At 66.8% G+C, this 22,786-nt stretch carries 15 protein-coding genes; 4 read left to right on the top strand and 11 right to left on the bottom strand.

Annotated features, from left to right (window positions below; genetic code table 11):
- Window positions 1-62: 62 nt before the first annotated feature.
- Both BLS11_RS08955 and BLS11_RS08950 read left to right on the top strand, forming a co-directional pair.
- Window positions 63-5,480, top strand: a complete 5,418-nt coding sequence (locus BLS11_RS08955) for a PAS domain S-box protein (protein WP_092536199.1) — start codon at window positions 63-65, stop codon at window positions 5,478-5,480.
- Between the two features lie 57 nt (window positions 5,481-5,537).
- Window positions 5,538-5,888: a DUF7344 domain-containing protein gene (locus BLS11_RS08950; RefSeq protein WP_092536196.1), complete on the top strand. Its 351-nt coding sequence runs from the start codon at window positions 5,538-5,540 to the stop codon at window positions 5,886-5,888.
- Window positions 5,889-5,976: 88 nt separating this feature from the next.
- Here the strand turns inward: BLS11_RS08950 and BLS11_RS08945 are convergent, their stop codons facing one another.
- Together BLS11_RS08945 and BLS11_RS08940 are read right to left on the bottom strand one after the other, a co-directional pair.
- Window positions 5,977-6,195: a DUF8149 family protein gene (locus tag BLS11_RS08945; protein ID WP_092536193.1), complete on the bottom strand. Its 219-nt coding sequence runs from the start codon at window positions 6,193-6,195 to the stop codon at window positions 5,977-5,979.
- A 199-nt stretch (window positions 6,196-6,394) separates the two neighbouring features.
- A complete protein-coding gene (locus BLS11_RS08940; protein ID WP_092536190.1) occupies window positions 6,395-7,327 on the bottom strand; it encodes a DMT family transporter in 933 nt (310 codons plus the stop codon).
- Window positions 7,328-7,450: 123 nt separating this feature from the next.
- Here BLS11_RS08940 and BLS11_RS08935 point away from each other — a divergent pair, with 123 nt between their 5' ends.
- Window positions 7,451-8,320: an alpha/beta fold hydrolase gene (locus BLS11_RS08935; RefSeq protein WP_092536187.1), complete on the top strand. Its 870-nt coding sequence runs from the start codon at window positions 7,451-7,453 to the stop codon at window positions 8,318-8,320.
- Between the two features lie 22 nt (window positions 8,321-8,342).
- Here the strand turns inward: BLS11_RS08935 and BLS11_RS08930 are convergent, their stop codons facing one another.
- Complete coding sequence (locus BLS11_RS08930) at window positions 8,343-8,633, bottom strand: DUF8066 domain-containing protein (RefSeq protein WP_092536184.1); 291 nt, start codon at window positions 8,631-8,633, stop codon at window positions 8,343-8,345.
- A 99-nt stretch (window positions 8,634-8,732) separates the two neighbouring features.
- On the opposite strand from BLS11_RS08930, the gene BLS11_RS08925 reads away from it, so the two are divergent.
- A complete protein-coding gene (locus BLS11_RS08925) occupies window positions 8,733-9,521 on the top strand; it encodes a DUF7289 family protein (protein WP_092536181.1) in 789 nt (262 codons plus the stop codon).
- Between the two features lie 46 nt (window positions 9,522-9,567).
- Here BLS11_RS08925 and BLS11_RS08920 read toward each other — a convergent pair whose 3' ends face one another.
- The 8 genes from BLS11_RS08920 to BLS11_RS08885 form a co-directional block, all read right to left on the bottom strand.
- A complete protein-coding gene (locus tag BLS11_RS08920) occupies window positions 9,568-11,022 on the bottom strand; it encodes a DUF7289 family protein (protein ID WP_092536178.1) in 1,455 nt (484 codons plus the stop codon).
- 1 nt (window position 11,023) lies between these two features.
- Complete coding sequence (locus BLS11_RS08915) at window positions 11,024-12,379, bottom strand: DUF7266 family protein (protein ID WP_092536175.1); 1,356 nt, start codon at window positions 12,377-12,379, stop codon at window positions 11,024-11,026.
- Window positions 12,372-13,397, bottom strand: a complete 1,026-nt coding sequence (locus BLS11_RS08910; protein WP_139172788.1) for a DUF7261 family protein — start codon at window positions 13,395-13,397, stop codon at window positions 12,372-12,374. The genes BLS11_RS08915 and BLS11_RS08910 overlap by 8 nt, the downstream gene beginning before the upstream one ends.
- Complete coding sequence (locus BLS11_RS08905) at window positions 13,385-13,975, bottom strand: DUF7288 family protein (protein WP_092536169.1); 591 nt, start codon at window positions 13,973-13,975, stop codon at window positions 13,385-13,387. The genes BLS11_RS08910 and BLS11_RS08905 overlap by 13 nt, the downstream gene beginning before the upstream one ends.
- A 1-nt stretch (window position 13,976) precedes the next feature.
- Entirely contained in the window at window positions 13,977-14,459 is a 483-nt protein-coding gene (locus tag BLS11_RS08900) for a DUF7287 family protein (RefSeq protein ID WP_245698814.1), read from the bottom strand.
- Entirely contained in the window at window positions 14,456-16,507 is a 2,052-nt protein-coding gene (locus BLS11_RS08895; protein WP_092536166.1) for a type II secretion system F family protein, read from the bottom strand. Before BLS11_RS08895 ends, BLS11_RS08900 begins: the two co-directional genes overlap by 4 nt.
- A gap of 3 nt (window positions 16,508-16,510) precedes the next feature.
- Complete coding sequence (locus BLS11_RS08890) at window positions 16,511-19,987, bottom strand: type II/IV secretion system ATPase subunit (RefSeq protein ID WP_092536163.1); 3,477 nt, start codon at window positions 19,985-19,987, stop codon at window positions 16,511-16,513.
- Between the two features lie 406 nt (window positions 19,988-20,393).
- Complete coding sequence (locus tag BLS11_RS08885) at window positions 20,394-22,583, bottom strand: methyl-accepting chemotaxis protein (protein ID WP_175454413.1); 2,190 nt, start codon at window positions 22,581-22,583, stop codon at window positions 20,394-20,396.
- Between the last annotated feature and the right edge of the window lie 203 nt (window positions 22,584-22,786).

Raw genomic sequence — 22,786 nt, 5'->3', positions numbered from 1 at the left:
CCTGAAACATACGAAAATGGGACGGACAGGGGGTTTATCCCGAATCGGCCCCCCCATATCGTATGGTGAATCACTCGGAGGAGACCCCGGATTTTTTCCGGCGTGACGACGGCGAATCCGAGGTCGGGGAGCGGTTCGAGGCGCTGGCGAGTTCGCTCGCGGACGGGGTGTACGAACTCGACACCGACGGGCGATTCGTCGCGGTCAACGACGTGCTCTTCGAGACGTTCGGGTACGACCGGAGCGACCTGCTCGGAGAACACGTCTCGGTGCTCCTCGACGAGGGCGGCCGCACTCACTTCGAGAACGTCGTCGAGACGCTTCGAGGCGGGAGCGGCGCTATCGCCACGTTGGAACTGACCCTCGAACGGGCGGACGGCGGGAGCGTCCCCTGCGAACTGCAGTGTAGCGCCCTCCGCGCCGACGGCGAGTTCCGCGGGACGGTCGGCGTCGTCCGCGACGCGACGGGCGGACGGGAGACGGCGGACTCGCTGGAACGCTCCGAGGGGGCGCACGCCCGTCTCGTCGAGAACGTACCCGGCGTCGTCTATCGCTGCCGGAACGAACCGGGGTGGCCGATGGAGTTCCTGAGCGACGGGTGCACCGAACTGACGGGCTACGACCCCGAGGAGTTCGTCTCCGGAGCGAGACGGTGGGAGAAGGACGTGATTCACCCGGACGACGCCGACCGGGTGCGAGCGGAGGTTCGTCGGGGCGTCGAACGCGGCGAGACGTTCACCGTCGAGTACCGAATCCGAACGGCGGACGGCGAGACGCGGTGGGTCGCGGAGCGCGGACGGGCGGTCGAACCGGACGGCGGCGAGAGCGCCGACGGGGACGCGGAACCGGCCGCGCTCGAAGGCGTCGTGACGGACATCACGGAGCGAAAGCGGACCGAGAAGGAACTTCGGGACCGCGAGACGGAGGTTCGGTCGCTCGTGGAGGCCGTCGAGGGGTACGCGCTCGTCAGACTCGACGTCGAGGGGTACGTCGAGAGCTGGAACTCCGGGGCCGAACGGATGGCGGGGTACGAACGCGACGACATCGTCGGCGAGCACGTCTCGACGTTCTACACCGACGACGACGTCGAAGCGGGCGTTCCCGACCGCACCCTCGTCGCGGCGGCCGAAACCGGGCGGGCGGAGCACGAGGGGTGGTTCGTCCGCGAGGACGGGTCGACGTTCTGGGCGGACGTCACCGTCACCGCGATTCGCGACGGCGAGGGCGAACTGCAGGGGTTCGCGACGGTTGCGCGGGATATGACCGAACGGCGTCGGCGCGAGCGTCAACTCCGCGAGGAACGCGACCTGCGGGACCGCGTGTTCGAGACCAGCCCCGTCGGCATCGCCATCTTCGACCCCGACGGCCGATTGGCCAAGGCGAACGAGCGGATGGCGGAGCTGCTCGACCTCTCGACCGACGCGTTCGACGGGTACGAGATGGGCGACAGGGAGTTCTTCGACGAGGACGGCGAGCCCCTCCCGTACGACCGACGCCCCGGCGTGCGCGTCATCGAGACGGGCGAACCCGTCTCGGATCAGCGGGTCCGAGTCGCGACGCCGGAGGGCGGGACGCGGTGGCTGTCGATAAACGCCACGCCCCTCACGGACGACGACGGGGGGCTGAGCTACGTCGTCGCGACGGTCACGGACATCACCCAACTCGAAGAGCAGACGCGGCGGCTGAGTCGTCGCCGCGACGAACTCGAGTCCGAACTCGCGGACGTGTTCGACCGCGTGACGGACGCGTTCTACGCGCTCGACGAGGAGTGGCGGTTCACGCACGTCAACGACCGAGCCGAGGAGATGCTGGAACGCGACGCGTCCGAACTGCTCGGGGCGCGCATCTGGGACGAGTTCGAACACGCCGCGAACTCCCCCTTCCGCGCGCAGTACGAACGCGCGATGGAGCGACAGGAGTCGGTGACGTTCGAGCACTACTCGCCGTCCATCGACGCGTGGTTCGAGGTGCGCGCGTACCCCTCGGAGACCGGCCTGTCGGTGTACTTCCGCGACGTGACCGACCGGAAGGAGCGCCAACACGAACTGGAGGAGTACGAGACCATCGTCGAGACGGTGGGCGACGGGGTGTACGTCCTCGACGAGGAAGGACGGTTCCGTCGGATGAACGACGCCTGCGCCGAGATAACCGGGTACGACCGCGGGGAGCTCTACGGGTCGCACTACTCGCTCGTCGTCGGCGAGGACGTGACCGAACGCATCGCCGAGTTCGAGGCCGCCATCGCGGCCGGCGAGGTGAAGAACAAACGGATGGAGTTCGAGATACGACGGCGGGACGGCGGCACGCTCCCCGTCGAGAGCACGTTCACGCCCCTCGTGAGCGACGGCGAGTTCCGCGGGACGGTCGGCGTCGTCCGCGACATCTCGGAGCGGAAGGAGCGAGAGCGAGAGCTCGAACGGTACGAGCAGTTGGTCGAGACGGTGTGGGACGGCCTCTACGCCCTCGACCCCGACGACCGAATCGTCCTCGCGAACGAGGCGATGTGCGAACTCACCGGCTACGACCGCGAGGAACTGCTGGGCGAACGCCCGACGCTCATAACCAGCGCGGAAGTGAACCGGGCGGCGAACGAACTCCAAGACGAGATGCTGTCCGGCGGCGAGACGGAGGGCGCTCTCCAGTTCGACATCCACCGGAAGGACGGCGAGACGGTCCCCGCCGAGGCGCGACTCGGCCCCTACGAGTACGACGACGGGGTGTACGGTCGCTGCGGCGTCATCCGCGACGTGACGGAGCGAAAGCAGTTCGAGGAGACGCTGACCGCGCTCCACGAGTCCTCGCGCGCCTTCCTGAACGCCGTCTCGGACGACGACGTCGGCGAGATAATCATCGACGCGGCGACGGACGTCCTCGACCTCTCGGGCGTCGTCGTCTACCGGTACGACGAGGCGGCGGACCACCTCGTCGCGGACGCCAAATCGGTGAAGGCGGGCATCAGTGCCCACGAGTTCCCGCCGGTGGCCGACAGGGACGGCAGCCTCATCGGCCACATCTTCTCGACGGACGAAGCGAAGTACTACGACGACATCCGCGAGTCGCCGACGCTGCAGGTTGACAGAACGATGACGAGGGTCCGGAGCGGATTCGGCGTGCCGATGGGCGACTACGGCGTCCTCGCCGTCGGGTCCACCGAGTCGGACGTCCTCGACGAACAGACGCGGGAACTCGTCGAGGTGCTCGCGGCGAACGCGGAGGCGGCGTACGCCCGCGTCGAACACGAGAGCGAACTTCACGAGCGAGTCCGACAGCAGAACGTCGTGGCCGACCTCGGCCAGCGTGCGCTCTCGGAGCACGACATCGACGCCCTCGCGCAGAACGTGGCCGAGACGGTCGCGGAGACGCTCGATATGGACTACTGCGGCGTCCTCGACCTGCAGCCCGACGGGGAGAATCTGCTCCTCAGGGGCGGCGTCGGGTGGGGCGAGGACGTCGTCGGCTCCGCGTTGACGGAGGCCGACGAGAACCGCCAAGCGGGCTACACGCTCCGCTCCGCCGGCCCCGTCATCGTGGACGACTTCGACGACGAGACCCGGTTCGAGAACCCGGCTTTCGAGGAGTACGGCGTCAAGAGCGGGATGACCGTCGTCGTCGGTTCGCAGGACGACCCGTGGGGAGTTCTCGGCGTCCACGACACGGAGAGACGGCAGTTCACGGAGCGAGACGCGAACTTCCTGCAGAGCGTCGCGTACGTCCTCGCGGCCGCCATCGACCGCCGAACGTACGAACGGGAGTTGGTCGATCAACGAGCGGAACTGCAGAAACGCGAACAGACCCTGCGCAACGCGTACGAGGTAATCGCGGATCCCGACCTCTCGTTCGACGAACGAATCGACGACCTCCTGCGAATCGTCCGCGAGGCGGTGGGGACCGAGTACGCGACGCTCTCGCGGGTGCACGAGGACGAGTACGTCTTCGAGGCGATAGACACCTCGTCGGAGGCCGGGTTCAAACCGGGCGACTCGATACCGCTGTCGGCGACGAACTGCGAACGCGTCGTCGAGATGGAACGGACGCTCGTCCTCAGGGACGTGGCGACCGACGCCCCCGAACTTGCCGACCGGGCGGGGAACGCCGAGTGGGGAATCACGAACTACCTCGGCGCGCCGGTGTTAGTCGACGGCGAGGTGTACGGCACGTTCTGCTTCTACGGCACGGACGAGCGAACCGAGAAGTTCACCGACTGGGAGGCGACGTTCGTCGACATCCTCAGCAACTGGGTGGGCAACGAGTTCGAACGACAGCGCAACACCGACCGACTCACCGCACTCAACAGTCTCAACGAAGTCGTCCGGGAGACGACGGAGGCGGTCATCGAGCAGTCCACCCGCGAGGAGATAGAGAAGACGGTTTGTGAGGCCCTCGCGGAGTCGGAGTCCTACGAGTTCGCGTGGGTCGGCGCGGTCGCGCGCGGGGGCGACGAGGTGTACGTCCGGCAGGAGGCGGGCGTCGAGAACTACCTCGAAGGGACGCGGATATCGGTCGACGAGGACCACCCGTCGGGTCGCGGGCCGACGGGGCGAGCGTTCCGGACCCAGGAGATTCAGGTCGTCCGGAACGTGATGAACGACCCCGCCTACGAGGAGTGGCGGGCGCGAGCGGAGGAGTACGGCTACCAGTCGTCGGCGTCGATTCCCATCGTCCACGAGGGCGTCGTCTACGGTACCCTGAACGTGTACGCGGCGCGCCCGGACGCGTTCGCCGACGAGGAACAGGAGGTCATCGGCCAACTCGGCGAAATCGTCGGCCACGCCATCGCCGCCGTCGAACGCAAGCGCGCGCTCACGAGCGACCAGATAATCGAGGTCGAATTCGAGATACCGGACGTGTTCTCGGAATTGGACATCCCGGCCGGAACGGACGAGGAAATCGTGCTCGAACAGGCGGTCCCGACCGACCACGACGACTACCTCGTCTACGGGACGACCACCGAGGGCGGCGTCGAAGCCATCGAAACCATCGTCGAGAGCGTCCCGCACTGGGCCTCCGTCCGCGTCGTCGGCGACGACGTCGGGCGGGTGCGGTTCGAGGCCAGACTGGAGGAACCGCCGGTGTTGATGGCGATGGCGTCGCTCGGCGGGTACGTCCATCAGGCGCAGATTCGCGACGGCGATTACCAGATGGCGGTTCACCTCCCCGTCGGAACGGACGTTCGCGACGCCATCGAACGCGTCCAATCGGCGTACCCCGCCGCGCGGGTGCGCGCCCAACGGCAGAGAGACCGCACGGAGAGGGGACCGAACCGCATCGTCTCCGCACTCAACGAGGAGTTGACCGACCGACAGCGGAGCGTCCTCGAATCGGCGTACTTCTCGGGGTTCTTCGAGTGGCCGCGGGAGAGTAGCGGTCAGGAGGTGGCGAACTCGCTCGGCATCTCCGCGCCGACGTTCTCCCAGCACATCCGATCCGCGGAGAACAAGATATTCGGGGCCCTGTTCGAGCGATCCGGGACGGTCCACTGACTGCCTAAAGGCTTTGGTGATAGCCTTAACCAGACGTAGTGACTTTTCACGGCTACGATGAGTGGCACAACCGAACCCCCCCGTGCGACGCTCGAGCCGTTGACGTTGGACCAGAAGTTCGCGCTCTTGGCCGACCGACAACGACGCACGCTCCTGTTGGTCCTCGGGAGCGTCGGCGACCCCGTCTCCATCGACGGCCTCGCCGAACGGTTCCTCGCCCGCGAGGACCCCGCGTCCGCGACCGATTCGGCGGCGCTCGAGGAGTTGGAACTGAAACTCCACCACGTCCACGTTCCGAAACTCGCCCGACACGACATCTTAGAGTACGACGCGGAGTCGGGCATCGTCTCCCGCGGCCCGCGCTTCGACCGCATCTACTCGTGGCTCGAGTCGCACGACGAGCGATAATCTCCGGTCGGTCTGCCACTCCGTCCCCCACGCGATTTCTCCGCCGGTCGCTCTCCGTTCGATACGCCTCGACTGCGCAGAGAGTCGGCTACTCTCCGTCCCCGGTCAGACCGAGGTCCTCGGCGGCGAGGTCGGTCACGTGACGGACTATCTCGGGGTCGATGCCGGCCACGTCGTCGCCGTCGTGTAACCTGTCGTTGTGCTTCGCTATCGCGTCGGCCACGTCGGGGAGGGGCACGCGGGACGTCGTCTCGCACTCGTCGCAGACGATGGGAACGCGCGGTTCCTCGTCGGAGTCACCCGTCATCGACTCGGGGTTCTCGGGACGACGGAAAAACACAATCGGTTCGCCGGGGGCGTTCGTCCCCCTCTCGCTCGTTCCCGCCGGACGTTCTCGCGGCGATAGACACCCTCGCTGGTATCCCCTCGAAACGCGTCTCTCCGCCTGTGAAGACGCTCTTCCGAATCGCCCTCGCGGTCCTCTCGATCGGCGGAGTCCGAGGCGGTCACTCGTCGGTACTGACGAGGTAGACGCCGAGCGACATCACGACGCCGCCGGCGACGAACGCCGGGCCGACGCTCTCTCCGAGGAGCGTCACGCCCAGCAAGGTGCCGACGACCGGTTGCGCGAAGAAGAACACCGCGACGGCCCCGGCGTCCAGCGATTCCAGCCCCTTGTACCACGCGTACCACGCCGCGGCGGTGCTGAAGACGCCGAGGTAGACGACGGCGGCGGCGAGCGTCGGCGTCACCGTCGTCGTCGCGGGCGCGTCGAAGACGAACAACTCCACGGGGACGAAGACGGCGACCATCGGGACGGCGGCCACCGTCGAGTACGTCGCCGCCTCTATCGCCGAGTACCGCCGGACGAGAGGCGCGCCGTACACCGTGTAGCCGGCCCACCCGAGGCTTCCGAGGAGTAGCGCGCCGACGCCGAGGAGGTTCGACCCGCCGAGCGACGAGAGGTCGTACTGCCCGCCGACGACGACGAGCGTTCCGACGACGGCCAGCGCCATCCCGACCGTCCGCCGCCGCGTCAGCGACTCGCCCAAGACGGCGACGCCCAACAGCAAGGTGAAGACGGGCGTCGAGACGGTCAGGAGCGACCCCTGACTCGCGTTCGTGAGGTCCGTGCCGACGAACTGCGCGACCAACGTGAGGCCGACGAGCGCGCCCAACCCGACGAACTGCCGGCGTTCCGACGCGGAGAACGACCGGCCGGGCCGCGTCAGGCGGACGACGACCAGAAGCGTCGCCGCCCCCACCGCGAGGCGCAGGAACGTGAGCGTCACGGGCGGGACGGCGGCGAACCCCCACTTACTCACGACGTACATGCCACCCCACAGCGACGCCGCGAGCAACGGTCCGGTCGCGGCGGGCGCGAAGGCTCCGCCGTCCGCGGCGGACGCCCGTTCGGTCTCCGTCTCACCCGAGCCCATGCGAACGACGTGCGGACACGGCCCCCATTACTGTTCCTCTCCGCGTCTCCACCCGCGTCCCTCCGTCCGTCCGCGTCTACGACCCTCGGCGGGTTCATCTCGTCGCGAGTGCTACTGTAACCCATGCCCACCGTCCGGACGAACGACGTAGAGACGTACTACGAACGACGCGGAGACGGCCCGCCCGTCGTGTTCGTCCACGGCGCTATCCTCGACGCCGCGCAGTGGACGCCGCAGATGAACGCCCTCGAAGGCGAGTACACTGTCGTCGCCTACGACGTGCGCGGCCACGGCCGCACCGGCGGTTCGGCGAGGGAGTCGTACTCCGTAGAACTCCTCGCGGCGGACCTCCGCGCACTCGTCGCCGCCTTGGACCTCGACCGGCCCGTCGTCTGCGGGCTCTCGATGGGCGGATGCATCGCGCAGGTGTACGCCGCCGCCCACCCCGACGAGGTGGCCGGTCTGGTGCTCGCCGACACGTTCACGCCGGAGTTGTTCGACCGGCGCGAGTGGCTTCAGCGCTCGGCGATGCTTCGGGCCACCGTCCCGTTCGTCCGACTCGTCGGTTACGAACGGGTGGAGCGAGCGATGGTGTGGCTCCACGAACGCTTCTCGAAGGGGGTCAGCGGCGACTACGGGCGGATAGAGAGCCTGCGGGCCGAGGGGCCGAAGATGGAGACGGCGGAGTTCGCCAAGGTGGTCCGCGCCGTCGCCGCCTTCCACGAGACGACGGTGGACTACTCGGCCGTCGCCGCCCCGACGCTGGTCCTGTACGGCGAGTTCGAACCGTCGTTCGTCCGGCGGCACGCGGCGAAGATGGCGGCCGAGATTCCGCGCGTCACCGTCCGGGAGGTGCCCGGCGCGGGGCACGCCTCGAACCTCGACGACCCGGACTTTTTCACCGACGCGGTGCGGGCGTTCCTCGCGGTCATCGACTTCGGTGCCGACGGAACGGAGACGGGGACGCGCGAGGGCGCGTCGGGACCGGAGTGACGGCTACGTCGGGGTCGAGCGTTCACCGCGAGTCGCGGTTCGTCTCATCTAACGCGTCGGCGATGCGTTCGGTCGTCTCCGCGTCCATTCGCTCCAACGCGTCGGCGATGCGTTCGACCGCATCGACGAGTCGGAGGAAGGCGAAGACCACCCGCACTCCGAGGACGAGGAGGACGACGAGAAAGAGGAGGTAGAACCACAGCAGAATCTGTCCGGCGATGATGACGGAGTACGTGAGCGAGACGACGAGCGCGACTGCGATCGAGACTTTCGCGGCCGAGGAGAGCTCTCGACCGAGGAGGGCGTTCGACATAGTCGAGATAGTCGGGTGACACATATCTAAACGCTACGACTGTCTCGTATCGGCGAATTAACACGCAGACTTAATGGGGGTACCGAGGAAGGCGTAGATGTGAAACTCCGGACCGACCGGCGCGGCGTCAGCGAGGCTATCAGTTTCGTCCTCATCTTCTCGCTCATCGTGACGTCCGTCGCCCTCGTGTACGCAGTCGGGGCGCAGGAACTCACGGACGTGCGGGACTACGAACGGTTGAACAACGCCGAACGGGCGTTCGACGTGTTCGCGGACAACGTCGAGGACGTGAGCCAACGCGGCGCGCCCAGTCGCGGGACGGAGATAAAACTCGCCGACGCGTCGCTCCGAACGGAGGGGGTGGCTCGCATCAACGTGACGGGCGACTACCGCACGGGATCGACCGACCCCGCCCGCGACTTCACCACCGGGAACATAACGCTCTCGCCTCTCACCTTCGAGGCGGGCGGGACCGGTCGCATCCGGTACGTCGGCGGCGCGGTGGTCCGCGACGACGGCGAGGTGGGCGACGGGCGGATGGTGCGCCCGCCGGCGAACGTCCTCGACGAGGACCGGACGGTGCTCACGGTGATACAACTCGAACCGCGCGGGTCGCCGGTAGTCGCGGGGTCCCAGACCGTCCGCATCCGAACCGAACAGTCCGCCCGCGACGTTCTCGTCGCGGACTCCGGGAGGTTCGACGAGGTGACGGTGAACGTCACCTCCCTGTACGCGCCGGCGTGGGCCGAGTACTTCGAGTCGGAGGGGTTCTCCTGCACGACGCTGGCCGCGCCCGACGGCGACGACCCGGGCCGCGTCTCCTGCACGAAGACGGACGTGCGCCGACTCCACCTCGTCTACGTGAAACTCACGACGACGTTCGAGTGAGGGGGCGTTCGAAACGAACGGAGAGAGGAAGGTAGCGCAGTCGAACTCAGCGGAACCGGACGCTGACGTTGTTCTCGGTGACGTGGAGGTAGGTGATGTACCGCGACCCGGTGGAGGTGTCGTAGTACAGCGCACCGGACGAACCGCTCCCGTCCACGTGGGCGGTACCGCTGGACCCGCCGCCGTGGTACACTTTCAGTTTGAAGTCCGAGCCCATCTCCGTGAGGTAGTGACGCGAGAGGTTGCCGACCGTCTCGGAGTTGCCGGTGGTGTGGGTCTTGTTCTCGCCGTCGTACCCGGAGTGGTTGAACGACGCCGAACTCGCACTCGGGTCGTCCCACGCGAGGCCCGTCTTCGAGGGGAGCGAGGGGTCGCCCATCCGGAGCGTGGTGTCGTCCGTGAGGTAATCGACGACGATGCGCGTGTCCTTCCCGTCGCACTCCAAGCGAATCGGACCGCTGTCCGCGGGGATGCTGTCGTTCACCCACGCGTGCTTCGGCTTGCCGTCGTCCGGGTCGTCGTAGAGAACCCACATCGTGAGCGTGTCGCTGCTCTTTATGTTGCAGTTCCCGCGGTCTTTGTCCACGCGGAGGAGCACCTCGTACTTGCGGCCCTCCTGCTCGGCGTAGAAGGAGAACTTCATGTTGTTGAACGACCCGCCCGACTGCGCGATGTCCACGGCGAACTGGTCCACCGAGTGGCCGGCGGCCTTCCCGCGCACCTCGACGCCGTCGCCCTTCGAGGGGAGCGCGAAGTCTCCGACCTGTCCGACCGTCTCCAAGACGACGGTGGCCGTCCGCGTCGAGTGGTCGACGGTGACGTTCCCCGTCGTCCGTTCGCGGAAGTAGTCGGCCCACCCCCGGTAGTAGACGCTCTGTACCTCGACCGAGACGGTCCCGTTTCTGACGGGGTTGTGGTAGCGGAGCGACCCCTCTTCGTACGTCGCACTCTGGTTCGGGTAGACGCGGAGCGTCTCGCTCTCCCGCTTTACGAACGCGCTGGACGGCCCGCCCGAGGCGTCTCCCGACGTGACGCGGATGACCGGCAACGTGAGCGTCGCGTCGCGGTAGTGGAACTCCGGCGGCGACACCATCACCGTGCCGTTGTCGGTGTGCCGCCAGACGCCGCCGCCCTGATACGCGACGACGGTGTCGCCGTTCGAGTACGTCACCTCGCCGAGCGACCGGTTGTACAACTCCTCGTCGTACGTTCCCGTGTAGTTCCTGTGTCTGACGACTATCCGGCCGGTGTTCGGCGTCGCCTCGTACGTCCCGCCGGAGGCGCGACCGAGCGTCACGGACTGGCCGCCCGTCTCCCCGAGGCCGACCATCGCCGTCCGCGCGTCGAACAGCGTCATCGCGTGTTCCGCCCGGCTGAGTTCCGTCGTCTGCGTCGTCCCGTCGATTGCCGTCGAACCGAGCGCGACGGTCAGTCCGGCGGCGGTGACGGTCATCCCCACGAGGAGGACGACGGCAACGGTGGAGGACAGCGCGCGGTCCATCTCAGGCCACCCCCGCGGCCGTATCGACCGCGATTCGGTTCCCGTCGCCGTCCGTAACGGCGTTCGACGCCCCCGAGAGGGTGACGACGCGGAGTTCGTTCGTGCTCGAATCGACGTAGACGACTTCGAGGGCCGAGTCGCCCTGCCAGTCGACGCCGGTCGCCGCGGCGGGTTCGACCCCGCCCGTGACCAGCGTGTCGTTGATACCGCTCTCGTAGACGATGTGTAGGTTGTTCGTGTTCACGACAGGTACCTCCGCGGGGTCCGTGGCCGTCAGGCGACGCGGCGCGCCGACGCCGTCGGAATCGACGGCGACGCCGGTCGACTCCGTCGCGTTCGCCGACTGGTTCACGTACTTGAGTTCGGACGACTCGACGTAGGCGAGGTCGGTGACGGCGTCGCCGTCGTAGTCGGCGGGTCCGGCGACTGCGTCCGCGGCGACGCCGCCGCCCCCGGTTTCGACGCGCCGCGGCGGGTTCGCCGTCGAGGCGCGGTACACTCGCGAGGCGTCCGAGGCGTTCGCGTAGAAGACGCTCGTCTCGCCGCGGAACGTCCCGACGGCGAGCGTCGTCTCCGACGTTTTCGCGCCCGTCGCGACCGTCTGGGTCCGGTTGTTCGCGTCCACGAGGCGGACGTGCCCGGCGGCGGTGACGTACGGAATCTCCCGGAGGCCGTCGCCGTCGAAGTCCACCGCCTTCGGTCCGACCGCCGTCACGGCGTCGGCGTCGTACCGGGTCTTCGTCCCGTCGGGCGACAGCGACGTGAGGACGCCCGAGGGCGTCACGTACACGAGTTCCTCGTGTCCGAGGGACGCGGCGGCCGCGTCCGGCGACAGCGACTCCGTCGTCGTCACCAACTCGCGCGCGTCGTCGCCGTCGGCGTCGCGGACGACGACGACGAGGGGCCCGCCGGACACCGCCCTCGGGGCCGCCTCGCGGGCCGTCGGAACCGTCACCGACGCGGAGACGCCGCTGACGGTGTCCGAGAGGGTGACGACGGTTCTGTTCGGTTTGTCGGGCGGCGTCGATTCGTTCGACACTTCGACGAGGTACGCGTTCCCGGCGACGCGCGTCGGCAGGTCCACGGCGACGCGGACGGTTCCCGCCTCGTCGCCCGACGAGAGGCGGTCCGCGTCGGCGACGCCCGCGGCCAACTGCTCTGCGAGCGTCGATAGCTCCTCGCGGACGACCTGTTCCCGTTCGTCCTCGACGAACTGCCCGGACGCGAACAGGAGTCCGGAGACGAGCATGGTCGTGATGATCAGGGTGAGGACGTACCCGATGGCCGTCGAGACGGCCCGGTCGGTCCCCGAGAGGGCGGCGAGCGTCGGCCCTCGACGGTCATCCGACTCACGCATTCGGAATCACCGCCGCTCTCGACGCGTACTGCGTCGAAGACGTTCTGTACACCAGTTCGAGTTCGACGCCGTACAGCGCGTGCGTCCGGTAGGGCGACCCGCCGCCGTCGTTCGCGAAGTCCTCGCCGTACTCGCCGTACGGCGTGTCCGTCACGAGCGAGTACGTCCCCCCGGCGGCGTCGCCGTCGCCGTACCGGAGCGTGAAGGTGTCGCGGACGCCGTCCTCGAAGGTGAGCGCCTCGCAGTCCGCCCCGCCGACGGTGCCGTCGGAGAAGTCGACCGTCGCGTCGCCGCCCGACGCGGCGGTGCAGGTGGCGCGGTGCGTCCCCGACGGGCCGAACACGGAGACGACGACGTTCGACGACCCGTCGCGGCCGACGAAGGCGGTGTACTCCTCGCCCGCGTCGGTTTCGAGGGTCACGTGGAACACGCTCGCCGCGTCCAGAACGGACGCGTCGGTCAGGTCGGTCCCGCTCACGTCGGTCAGCGCAGACCGGTTGACGGTCATCGAGAAGTCGCGGTACGCGCCCGCGCCCTCCGCGACGGACCAGTTTCCGGCCCCCGTCTCGTTCAGGAACTCCCGGTCGAAGTCGTCCTGTCTGAGTCGCGTCCCCCGCGTCCGGGCGGCGACGCGCAGTTCCGTCGCGGAACTCGTGACGGCGCGGTGGCGACTCGTCGCGGCGTCCCAGTCGCGCATCGCCGCGCCGAACGTCGTCTCCAGTTCCGCGTAGTCGGAGTTGTTGTGGGCGTTCACCCGTCGGAGCGACTCGTCGGCGGCGTCGGTCGCGGCGGTTCGGTACTCCGCGATTACGTCGGAGTCGCCGCCGACGGACCGCGTGGCGAGGTTACCCGTGTAGATGACGGTGTTCAGGAGCAACGCCAGCGAAACGAAGAGCACCGCCATCGCCAACGCGGCGACGAGCATCAACTGCGCCCTATCGTCGCGGCGGCGTCCCCGGGTGGACTCTCCGCCCCTTCGGGCGTCGGTCGGCGGCCGACGCGGCGTCACATCCGCCACGCGACCACCTCCACTTCCACGACGTTGTACAGCGGAGAGTCCGGCGACACGTCGGGCGCGTAGAACTCCGTCGTCTCCGAGACGGCGGTCCCCGACGGGTTCCGGTTCGCGTCGAGGAGTACGTCGTCGTCGTAGAGGGTGACGGTGCGCGTCGCGACCGACGCGTGGTCGCTCGGCTGTCCGAGGTAGACCATCCGAACCCGCCGCCGTTCGTCGCTCCGCATGTAGTAGACGTTCACGTTGAACGCGATGCCTCTGTCCGCGAGCGTCTCGTTCAGCACCGCGCCGAACGGCGTCGGCGGCCCGCCGAGGGGGTAGCCGTCGCTCGTCGCGCCGTGCCAGTTCGACCCCGAGGCGTTCCAGTACAGCGTCGTCGGCTTCAGCGTCCCGTTTTCCGCCTCCGAGGCGAGGATGCCGTCGGCGATGGACGCCTGCTGGTTCTCGATGTGCTGACTCGACGTACTGCCGGTCAGCGGCGTCACCGCCGTCACCTGTAGCGCGAAGACGAGGCTCGAAAGCAGGAGGATGCCCGCCGCAAGCGCCTCCAACGTGTGCGCTTGGGCGCGTCTGTCCGTCATCTCACCACACCCTCACGAACAGGAAGTACGTCGTCCCGTTCAGGCGGACGGCGCGGCGGGCCGTCGTCACCGACCGGTCGTCGGGGACGGCGTCTCCCGCCGCCAGCGTCGTTCCCCCGAGGGCGGCGATGTCGCCGCCACGGTCCCTGACGGTGACGTTCGCGTTCGTCGACGAGTCGAGCGCGAACACGCCGTTCGGCGCGTCCGCGCCGGTGTCGAACCGGCAGTCGGTCGACCCGCCGCTCCCGTTGAAGAACTCGACGGTGCAGGCGTCGTCGAGGACGTACGGCTCCGCGGGGTCGCCGAGGACGTCCGTCGCGAGCGACGTGGCGACCCTGTCTGCGACTTGGGTTCCGCTCTCGGTTCGCTCGAACGGTTCGAAGATGCCGGGGACGAACGCGACGACGAACGCAACCACGAGGAGGAACAGTCCGACGCCGATGGCGAAGTCGAGCGTCATCTGCCCCCGATCGGTTCGCGTCACCCCACCACCACCCACACCGCGAGCGCGATGGTCTGGAGTATCACGACGAACTTCACCCCGGAGATGAGCTGCGCGCTCCGGATGTAGCCGCTTATGAACCCCGAGAGCGCCGCCTGCAGGGTGACGGCGTGGAAGAACAGCACCGACAGTAAGTTGATGTCGACGCTCCCGCCGAAACTCGGCCCGCCCTGTTGGGCGGCCGCCCCGCCGGAACTGCTCGCCTGCGAGGAGAGGCCGGCCATCACGTCGAGGAACTGCGTCTTCAGGATGGCCATCACCGCGAGCAGGGTGAGGTACGTCATGAGGATGATAGCCACCTGCATTCGCGTCCGGGAGATGCGCTCTCGCTCGATGTCGTCCTGATTCTCGGAGGCCTGCGCCGCCGTCGTCAGCACGTCCGTAATCTGGCTGGAGGCCTCTTGGGCCTTCGAGATGAGTTTGACCGTCCGGGCGAGGCGCGGGATGTGGTACTTGTTGTTGAACTCGACCATGGCGCCGCGGAGGCTCATCCCGTAGTTCACCTTCGCGTGCATGATATCGAACTCGTCTGCGAGTTTGCCCGAGGAGGTGTCCGAAACCGTCTTGATGGACTCCAGTAAGGTCTGGCCGGTGTCGTTCGCGCTCGACAGTTTCCGGAGGTTGTCGGAGAGTTTCCCGACGACGGCCTTCCGCGACCGGACGTTCCACTCGTAGAAGAACGCGAGCGGGATGCCGACGAGGTAGACGGGGATGTACCACCAGACGAACGTCCCCCAGACGGGTTGCTCCAGCATCCCCTCCCACGTCAGGGGCGCGCCGCCGCCGGAGGCGGTGACGCCGACGAACACAAGCGCCGCCGGAACGGTGACGACGAGGGTGTACAGCGGGTTCTCGCGGAAGAAGATGTGCGGTTGTCGGAGCAGTTCCCGCGTCTTGTACGTCCCCTCCCGACTGCGGATGCGGTCGAACACGCCGAAGTCGCCGACGAAGCTCTCGACCAGCCCCATGTGCAGGAGGCCCTCGCGGTGTTGTTGTTGCAGGCGTTTGCTCCCCCCGGACGGTTGGAGGTAGCCGTCGCCGGGTTCGTCCTGCTTCACCGTCGAGACGAGCACCAGAAAGCCCACGCCGGTGAGCGGAATCAGGCCGTAGACGGTGGCGTACAGCAGTTCCTGCTGGGCCTGGTTCAGCATGCTCATGATGACGAGGATGATGATGAGCAGAAGCGGGAACAGAGACAGCGTCATGTACATCTCGCCGAACAGTTCCAGCGTCTCCAGTATCGTCTCCTGTTCCTGTTTCGCCGTCCGGAGGTGCTTCTCCTTCTTGTCGTCTAGGAACTGCTCCATGTTCCCGCCGGAGTTGACGATGGAGAGCATGTCCGTCAGGAACTGCGAGAGGTCGTCCGACGGCGTCAGCATCGCCTGCTCGCGGATGGCGTTCCGGTAGTCGGTGCCGAAGTACTCCGTCTCCTGGACGATGCTCTGGAACTCGCAGGCGACTTCGCCGTAGGTGTCCTCCGCGCGACCCATCGCCTCCAGAATCTCCAGTTGGTTCAGCCCGCCCACGGAGAGGGCGTACATGAACGACACCGCGTCGGGCAGCAGCATGTTTATCTCGCGCTCCCGGGAGGACGCCTTCGAGTAGGGAACCGCCACGAGGGTTCCGAACCCGAGGCCGAATCCGGCGCTCCCGAAGACGAGGCCGGAGACGAGGACGCCCGCCGGCATCGTGAGCGACTTCAGGAACTGCGCGGTGGACTCGTCGGCCACGGGGATGCCGAGACTCAGCGAGTCCGCCGAGAGGATGCCGAACGCGAACAGCGAGTACCCGAGCACCGACCCGACGACCCAAAGCAGGAGGCCGGCGAGGGTGCCGACGGCGAGGGCGTTCGAGAGGTACAGCTCCACCGTCGCGGGTATCCGCGCCTGTTGGAGCTTCAATTCCACGTCGGCCACGAAGTCGCCGTCCTCGTCGAACAGCAGCCGAAACAGCGGGTAGAACGCGTCGCCGAGGGCGTCCGTGCTCCGGTCGAGGCCGCCGGACTCCGACGTCTTCGAGTCGAGACTCACGCGTCAGTCCCCCTCGCCCGTCGCTTCGTCCGACGCGTCGGAGTCGTCCGCCTCGGGTTCGACGCTCTCGAACTCCCCGAAGCCCCACCCGTCGGCGTCGTCGGCCAACTCGGCGGTGTCCACCTCTTGGTTGAGGATGTCCTCGATGCCGAACTCCTCGTCTTCGGTCCACGCGCCGTCGGACGGGGCGTCGGGTTCGTCCCCGTTGTCGGCGTCAGCCGCCTCCGATGCGGGGTCGCCCGCCTCCGTCGACGTGCCGTTCGGTTCCGTCGGCGCGTCGTCCGGTTCCGTCGGCGCGTCGTCCGTCGCCGTCGCGGGGTCGCTTGCGCCGTCAGCGTCGCTTTCACCGTCCGCGTCTTCGCCGTCTGCACCGTCGGACGCCGACTCGCCCGCCTCGGCGGCGTCGTCGCCGGCGTCCAACGCGGGCGTCGAACCGCCGTCGAGTTCCGAGGGTTCGTCCTCGCCCTCGTCCAGTTCGGAGGGGCCGTCCTCGCCCTCGTCGAGTCCCGGCGGTCCGTCGCCGCCTTCGTCGAGTTCGGGGTCGGTCGTCCGTTCGTCCAAGGCGTCGAGTTCGTGTCTGTCGCCGTCGGTGTCGGCGGTCACGTCGGGCTGGTCTCTGAGGTGGGTGAGCGCGTCCGCCACGTCGCCGGGTTCCTGCCCGCGGAAGTCGGGGAACAGTTCCTCCTCGGCCCGCCGGAGAATCCGCTCGCAGAGGTCGAGTATCTCCTCGCTCGGGTCCGGTCGCGGGACCATCTCCTCCTTGTCGGGGTCGACGTTGATCTGGACGGACTCCATCTCCCGGAGGTCTTCGAGGCTCCGTTCGAGTTCGTCGTTCGCCATCAACGCGAGGATGGTGTCGGGGTCGTTGATGTACGCCTGCAGGGTCGCCGCCACCTGCGTGTACGTGTTCAGGCCGTGCTTGATGAGGTACGCGAGGACGACCTGTCGCTTGAACAACTGCAGTTCGAGCGTCTCTTGGCTCCACCCGCGGTCGAACTTTATCTCCTCTAAGGTGTTCGAAGAGCCCATCTTGAGGTACTCGTCCGTCTCGGCCTGCCACTGGAAGACGTCCTGAACGTTTATCTCGTCGTTCTCGGGGTCGTAGTGGTTTATCTCGGTGAGCGACTTGTTCCGTCGGACTTTGTTCCCTTGCACGCGCGTGGAGGTCTGAATCGACACCAGGTCCAGCGCCGTGAACATCGTCTTCGAGACGTTGATGGGTTCCGTGGTGAACCGCTTCAGCACTTCGCCGACGCTGTCGGCGTGGAACGTCGTGTACGTCGTGTGCCCGGTGGACATGACCTGAAACAGCGTCCGTCCCTCCTCGCCTCGAATCTCGCCCATCACGATGTAGTCAGGACGTTGCCGGAGTGCGGCCTCGAGCAGGTCGAACTCGTCCACGTCGCCCTTGTCGTCGTCGCTGAACGACGGCCGGGTGACGGAGGCGATCCAGTTTCGCTGGGGCAGTTCCACCTCGCGGGTGTCCTCGATGGAGACGATTTTCGAGTTCGAGGGGATGAAAAGCGACACCGCGTTCAGCGAGGTGGTCTTCCCGGAGGCGGTCCCCCCGGCGAAGATGAGGCTCTTGTTGTTCTCGATGCAGAGCCACAGGAACGCCATCTCGTCCAAGGAGAAGGTGTTCCAGTTGATGAGGTCGATGGGAGTGAACGGGACGTCCTTGAACTGCCGGATGGTGTAGTTCGTCCCGTGGTCGGACACCTCGCGTCCGAGCGTCAGTTGCGCGCGCGACCCGTCCGGGAGGGTGGCGTCCACCTGCGGTCGTCGCTTCGAGATGCCCTTCCCCGACCGCTGGGCGAGTTTGACGACGAAGTCGTCGAGTTCCGTCTCGCCGTGATAGACGTTCGAGATTATCTGCTCGTAGTCCGAGTGGTAGACGAACACCGGCGAGTTGTAGCCGTCGCAGGAGATGTCCTCGACGTTGATGTCGTGTTTGATGCCGTCGATTCGCTCGTAGCCGATGAAGTCCCGGCGGAGGAAGTACAGCATCTTCTCGACCTGATACTCCGTGAGCGTCTCGGCGTTGTCCGCCAAGACGGCGGACTCGGGCCGGGCGGCGATGCCGTCGAGCGAAGGCGACTCCGCCTCGGGCGGGGAGGCGAACAGGCCGTCGAGACGCCCGCCGAACGCGCCCTCGTTCAGTCCGAGGCGACGCGCGAACGACCCGAGCGAGGAGTCCGTCGGCCCGGCGTCCGCGCCGGACGCCGAGGCGTCGTCCGCGTCGCCGCCGTCGGAGTCGATACCGAACCTGGAGAGAAGCGCCTCCACCGCGCCCGGACCGGCCTCTTCGGCGTCGTCCGTCTCCGACGGCTCGGGTGCCAGAGAGAGCAGATCGGAGTAGCCGTCGTCCGGCCGTTCGTACACGTCGTAGCGGTCCAACAGGTCCAGCGCCTGCCGTTCGATGACGCGGCGGCGGGTCCCCTCTCCGACGCCGACGCTACTCTCGTCGTCGTACTTGATGGCCGTCCGGAGTTTCCCGGTGAGGAACTCCGTCAGGTCGGCCTCGATGCGGTTCTGGTAGGGTTCTATCTGGTAGTACTTCTTCTCGTTCTCCTTTATCGACTGGAAGATGACGATGAAGGAGTGGGGCTTGTTCACCCAGTAGCGCTCTACCTCCTGAAAGTGCGTCTTCTTCTCCATCGGCACGGCCTTCTCCAGGTCGTACCGGTTGACGACAGTGGTCGCGCCGCGTTCGTCGGAGAAGAAGGCGTCCTCGTCGAGTTCCTCGTTGACGTCTACGGTGCGTTCTTCGACGACGTCCGCGAGTTCGTCGGCGCGTTGACCCGCGCGCGCGAGTGCGTTCTCGGTGTACTCGGGGTCGAATCCGAGGGCGTCCTCGGCGTCGAAGCGGACGATGTCGCCCTCGTCGTCGCGGGGGCGGGCCCCGTCGTCCTCGTAGTAGTACTCGCGCTTGTAGTGTTCCCACATCCAGACGTCCTTGACGACCGGCGTGGTCTCGGGGTCGCAGAACGCCTCGAACTCGGCTTGGATGCGGTGGGCCTCCGAGGCGCACTCGCCGACCTTCTCCTCGGTTTCGACGGCGTGGAAGTCGAGGTACTCCTCGGAGTCGACGCTGACCTCCTCCCAGTCCTCGCGCGTCGGCGTCGAGGGTTCGACCGGTTCCTCCTCGGAGTCGTCCCACCGCGAACTCGACGGTTCCTCCGGTAGGTCCCGGGGGTCCACGCCGCCGTACAACGACTCCACGTCGCCCGGTTCCCCGTACTCATCGAGGAAGTGCGCCCACGTGTACTCTCCGACCGCAACTCTCGGTCCGTCGGTCGTATCCTCGTCCGACGCCGGGTCGGTCGCCGCCTCATTCGGCGGCGCTCCCCGGGCAACTTCCCCCTCCAGAGCCGACTGCCCCGAGTCGGCCCCCCTCTCCAACGCGTCGAGGTCCGACCCGTCGTCGTCAGAATCGGACTGACGAACGGGGGCCACCTCGACGTCGTCGTCGCTAGCCATTGTTCTCCGGTGGATTCCCCCCATCAAAAAGACTTCTGGCAATTTAACAAGTCATTTAGTTTGAAATCTTACAGTATTCTACAGGAATAAGGTATATAATATGCGATCCGAGAGGCGAATTAATCTGCGAGACGAATCGAACGGACCGGTAGAGCCGACAGCGCCATCTACGACGTTCCAAATATAAGTGTGACTTAAACGTCACTTGAAGGGGCCGGGCGGCGACCGTAATCGGTCGTTAAGTCGCGGCGCGCGCGGGGCCGTCAGCCGACTTGTCACTCGGCATACATTGGTGTCGGCGCAGTACTGTCAGATGGATGTAGCGTGTCTTTCGGCGGTGTCGAGTCGGGACCGCTTCCGGACGTACGGCGTCGAAAGGCGACGCGAAAAATCGGAGAACCGAGCGTCAGTCGTCGGACTGCGTCGTCTCGGTCGGTTCGCCGCCGTCGGCCGCGGCGGGCGCGGCGTCGTCCGGCGTCGCGGTCGGAGGAGAGTCCCCCGCTTGGACCTCGAACTGTTCGAGGAGGGAGTGCAATCGTTCGGCCCTGTCGGCGAGCGACTGGACGCTGGTCGAGACTTCGGTCAGCGACGACGTCTGTTCCTCGGAGGCGGCGGAGACGTTCTGCGCCTCGGCGGTCGTCTGAGCGCTCACGCCCGCCACGTCCTCAACCATGCTGACCACCTGTTCGGTCGTCCGCGCCTGCTCTTCGGTCGTGTCGTCTATCTCCTGTATGCCGCGGTTCGTCTCCTCGAAGGCGACGACGACTTCCTCGACCGCTTCCAGCGCCTGTTCGACCACGTCGACGCTGTTGGAGACGTCCTCGCCGGTGTCGTGCATGTCGGTGGCGGCCTGTTCGGTCGAGGCGACGGCGTCGGAGATGAGCGAATCGATCTGGTCCGTCGCTTCGCTCGCCTCGGTCGCGAGCGTCTTTATCTCGTCGGCGACGACGGCGAACCCTTCGCCCGCCTCGCCGGCGCGGGCGGCCTCGATGGAGGCGTTCAGCGCCAGCAGGTTCGTCTGCTCCGCGATGCTGTCTATCATCTCGACGATTTCACTGATCTGCTTTATCTCCGTTTCGAGCGACTCCACTTCGTCCACGCGGCGTTCGGTCCGCGTCTCGATGACGTTCATCTCCTCGATGGCGTCCTGCGCGTAGTCGCGGGCGTCCTTCCCGCGTTCGACGGCCCCCTCCGCCGTGGTGGCGACTTCGGACGCCGAAGAGGTGACTTCCTCGATGGTCGCGGACATCGATGTCATCTCGTCGTTGACGGTTTCGAGGTGCTCGTTCTGCCTCGCCGCGCCGTCCGATATCTCTTGGACCGCCCCGCTGACCTGTTCGCTGGCCTGCTGAATCTCCTCGGTGCTCGACGTCACCTGCTCGCTCGCGGCCGCCACCTCGTCGGCGAACGACCGGATTCTGACGACCGTCGCTTCGAGTTCGTCCATCATCCCGTTGAACGACATCGCGATGTCCCGCATGGCCTCGTTCTCGTCGTCGGGGTCGAGGCGTCGGGTCAGGTCGCCGTCGGCGCAGGCGGACATGACGGCGCTGTAGTCGGCCGCCTGCCGTTCGAGGTGTTCCGTCGTCCGGCGGGAGTCCTCGATGCGTTCGCGGACGGTGTCCCGCATCGACCCGAACGCACCGTACAACTGCCCGATTTCGTCCTCGCGGGAGCTCTCGATTTCGACTTCCAAGTTACCGGCTTCGAGTTCCTTCGCCTTCGATCGGAGGTCCTTCAGCGACGAGACGGTGCTCCGACCGACCGTGACGCCGAGAAACGCGAGTCCGGCCAGCGCGGTTCCCAGAAGCAGGAGGAAGTCCTTCCCGACCGACGTTGCGAGGACGTACGCCTCGGACTTCGGGGCGTGGACGGCGACCGACCAGTCGGTCCTCTCGACGGGGGCGTATCCGAGGAGGGACGGTTCGTCTATCAATCCCTCGACGGGGGCCATCTCGATCATTCCGGACTGGCCCGCGGCCTGCGCCGCCGCGTCGGCGAGGACGTACTTTTCGTTTATCGCCTCCCCGCGTTCGTCCATCATCACCTCGCCGTCGCCGGTGTCGACGACCATGCTGAACCCGCCGTTGACGCTCGTGTCCAACTGCGAGGAGATCTTGGAGACGTCGGCGTTGATGACGACGAGGTAGTCATCGTGACCGTTGACCGGAGAGACCCACGATATCGTCGGCCTGTCTCCGACCATGTAGATGTCGGAGCGGTACACGTCGTCGCCGTCCGTCAGGTTACGTTCGTCGGCCGCCCACGCCGCCTCCTTACCGGTGTAAGTCTCGCCCAGCGTGGAGGTGTTGGTGCTCGCTAAGACGGTGTTCGTCTCCGCCTCGACGTAGTGAACCGAGTACACGTCGTCCGGGATGGAGTCGATTTCGCTCATCAGGAACCCGTTGATGCTCAGTGCGTTCTCCGTTTTCATCACCTGATACTCGGAGAGCATCTGCACCGTCTGATTGCGCTGACCCACCCATCGGGCGACCTGACCGGCTTGTAACTCCGCGGACGTCGCTATCTCGTTCGAGACGTCCTCCTTGACCGAATTTTGGCTGTCTGTGTAGGCGTACCCTGCGATGCTTCCCATTGCTAGTAGAACGACTAGGACAACCGTGAGAAATGTGAGTGCGTAGCTCGACCGAATCCGCTTCGGGAGCACGCCCCGTAACGATGGCATACGTCGAAATTATAAACGAGTGCTATATTCTTGCCGCCCCAATTATCAGAACGTGATATCGAGGACCGGCCGACTGGGGTCGGCTCCCGTCGGAAAGGGACAAGGATTTCAAC

The sequence above is a fragment of the Halopelagius longus genome (genome assembly GCF_900100875.1).
Classification (GTDB): Archaea; Halobacteriota; Halobacteria; order Halobacteriales; family Haloferacaceae; genus Halopelagius; species Halopelagius longus.
Note: the sequence above shows the minus strand (reverse complement) of the source record. Positions and strands in the feature narration are given on the sequence as shown.